This window comes from Eubacterium sp. CAG:156 (assembly GCF_000434315.1).
Classification (GTDB): domain Bacteria; phylum Bacillota; class Clostridia; order Lachnospirales; family Lachnospiraceae; genus Eubacterium_U; species Eubacterium_U album.
Genome location: NZ_FR878161.1, coordinates 3901 through 6605, shown reverse-complemented (window position 1 = coordinate 6605; position 2705 = coordinate 3901). Strand labels below are relative to the sequence as shown.

The following is a 2705-nucleotide window of genomic DNA, read 5'->3' as shown; positions in this document are numbered from 1 at the left end:
GATCCCAAATCAAGCGCTCTAGCCAAGCTGAGCCACACCCCGATTGGTGTTAGTACTTCGCGTCTTCGTTGCTGTTTTGTTCTGTGTTTTTCAGCAGCAACATGATGTATTATATATTATGTATTTCAACTTGTCAACAACTTTTTTAAACTTTTTTTATTTTTTTAATCACTTATTTTTCAAAGTAATTTAGATTGTAAAAAACTTCCCCATTGTCAAGTAATTCCATCAAAATATAACTTGGTTTATGGTTCATCTGTCGCGGTCTTGAAATACTTCCGGGATTTATAACCGTAATGTCATCTCCCTGAATAATTTCCGGAACATGTGTATGTCCATACATCGCAATATCACAACCTTCTTCTAAAGCTGCATATGACAATCTTTCTATTCCCCATTCAACGCCGTAGGCATGTCCATGGGTCGCGAATATCTTATGACATTCTAGCTCAATTGTCAAGTATAATTTATTATTTGTTTCAAAGTCACAATTTCCACGTACAATTTCAACTGGGAAATTGCACATAGAACGTAGTAATTCATCTTCTCCCTGTATATCTCCAAGATGAATTAACATATCAATATCTTTAGATCTTTTTATTACTTCACTTAAATTTCCCATATTTCCATGCGAATCACTTACAACTAATACTCTCTTCATATTAACACCACTTTCAAACACTAACTTTATTCGTTTATCAATTACTGCAATTCTTCCTCAAGTATCTTTTTTACCTGTTCTAAAGCTTTTCCTCTATGACTAATACTATTTTTTAGTTCAGGCTCCATTTCACCTGTTGTCAACCCATATTCAGGCACATAAACTATTGGATCATATCCAAATCCATTTGTTCCTTTTTCCTTATAATCTATTACTCCCTCAATAGTTCCTCGACATGTCCTTATTCTTCCATCAGGAAATGCTACAGCCATTGCACACACAAATCTGGCACTTCTGTCACTTCCCTCTACTCCTTCAAGTCTTCTAATAATGTCGGCATTTTTTTCTGAATAAGGTGTATCTTCCCCTAAATATCTCGCTGAATAAATTCCTGGTTCTCCATTTAAATAATCAACCTCGAGACCTGAGTCATCTGCTAAAGCTATTTTTCCTGTCATTTCCATAATTGTTTTTGCTTTAATTATTGCATTTTCTTCAAATGTACTTCCATCTTCTACAATATCTACATCTAAGCCAATATCCTTTAAAGTTAACAATTTCAAATCAGGATTATTGCACATCATTCCTACTTCTCTTACTTTATTTTGATTTGTTGTTGCAAAAATTATTTCTTTCATTTTTATCTCTCTCCTATCTTTTTTCAAACAAATATTAAAGCATTCCGCCATTTATCGCAAATTTTCCTTCTTTTTAGGCGGTTTTGGTCCCATAAACTGATAAAAATATGTTTTAATCATTCCATTGTATATTTTTCTATTTTTAGTTGCTTTTAACCCCATATATTTTTCAGTATCTTCGTATGACGTTATTACAAATGCAGACCAACTGTCAAGTGCCTTGTACTGTCTACCTAACGCCTGATATATTGGAGGTAATTGTTCTTTTTCTTCTAATCTTTCTCCATAAGGTGGATTTGTTATAATAAACCCATATTTTTTGCTGTGTCTTAATTCACTAACCGGTCTTCTTTGGAAATGAATCAAATGGTCTACACCTGCTAGTTCAGCATTTTTTCGGGCAAATTCTACTACTTCTCCATCTATATCATAGCCTTGAATATCTACTTCTATATCATCATTTATCATATCATTTGCTTCATTTATTGCGTCATACCATAATTTCTTTTCAATAAGATTATCCCAGTTTTCTGCAGTAAATTCTCTATTCATTCCTGGTGCAATATTTGCTGCTATTAACGCTGCCTCTATTGGAAATGTTCCACTTCCACAAAATGGATCAACTAAAATTCTGTCTTTGTTCCAAGGTGTAAGCATTATTAATGCTGCTGCCAAAGTCTCTGAAATAGGTGCTTTAGCCGTATTTTTACGATATCCTCTTTTATGTAAAGAATCACCTGAAGTATCAAGCGCTATAATAGCTTCATCCTTGTAAAAAACAACTCTTAAAGGATACTCATTTCCTGTTTCTGCAAATCTGTTTACTCTATACTTTAATTTCAATTTCTCTACCATAGCCTTTTTTACAATTCTTTGTATATCAGAAGGACTAAATAACTTACTTTTTATAGAGCTTGCCTTTTTCACCCAGAATTTTCCATCCTCAGGTATATACTCTTCCCAATCCATAGCTTTTACGGCTTCAAACAATTCGTCATAAGTTGTCGCCTTAACTCGTCCTACCTGAAGTAACACTCTCTCTGCAGTTCTCAAAAAAACATTTGCCCTACATACAGCTGAAATATCTCCCTCAAATGTGACTCTTCCATCTTCAACTTTAACGATATCATATCCTAAATCCTGAATTTCTCTTTTAAGTACCGCTTCAATTCCAAAATGGCACGGTGCAACAAAATTATATTTTTTCATATGCTATTCCTTTTCTTTTTTTAACTAACAATTTCATCCATTGTACCATATTCTTAGCAACATATGTAAAGGCATTTTGCACTAAATTGCAAAATGCCTCTACAAAAACAAAATTCCTTTTATAAAAAATATTAATATTTATCAGAACAATCTTCTTCGTTTTTTGAAGTTGAGTTCTTTGATGTTGTATTCTTTGA

Annotated in this window: 3 protein-coding genes; all 3 read right to left on the bottom strand. The window is 33.1% G+C overall.

The window, feature by feature from the left end; all coding sequences use genetic code 11:
* Positions 1 to 172: 172 nt before the first annotated feature.
* From ABMA45_RS06385 to ABMA45_RS06375, 3 genes are read right to left on the bottom strand one after another with little or no spacing between them, the layout of a single operon-like run.
* Positions 173 to 661 carry a metallophosphoesterase family protein gene (locus ABMA45_RS06385; RefSeq protein WP_147339825.1) on the bottom strand — a complete coding sequence of 163 codons (489 nt, stop codon included), beginning with the start codon at positions 659 to 661 and terminating at the stop codon, positions 173 to 175.
* Positions 662 to 702: 41 nt separating this feature from the next.
* A complete protein-coding gene (locus ABMA45_RS06380) occupies positions 703 to 1299 on the bottom strand; it encodes an XTP/dITP diphosphatase (protein ID WP_022089055.1) in 597 nt (198 codons plus the stop codon).
* A gap of 51 nt (positions 1300 to 1350) precedes the next feature.
* Positions 1351 to 2508: a THUMP domain-containing class I SAM-dependent RNA methyltransferase gene (locus ABMA45_RS06375; RefSeq protein ID WP_022089054.1), complete on the bottom strand. Its 1158-nt coding sequence runs from the start codon at positions 2506 to 2508 to the stop codon at positions 1351 to 1353.
* Positions 2509 to 2705 lie beyond the last annotated feature (197 nt).

Excerpts from the sequence above, each read along its gene's own strand:
- ABMA45_RS06380 (WP_022089055.1), bottom strand. The coding sequence starts at position 1,299 with ATGAAAGAAATAATTTTTGCAACAACAAATCAAAATAAAGTAAGAGAA.
- ABMA45_RS06375 (WP_022089054.1), bottom strand. The coding sequence starts at position 2,508 with ATGAAAAAATATAATTTTGTTGCACCGTGCCATTTTGGAATTGAAGCG.
- ABMA45_RS06385 (WP_147339825.1), bottom strand. The coding sequence starts at position 661 with ATGAAGAGAGTATTAGTTGTAAGTGATTCGCATGGAAATATGGGAAAT.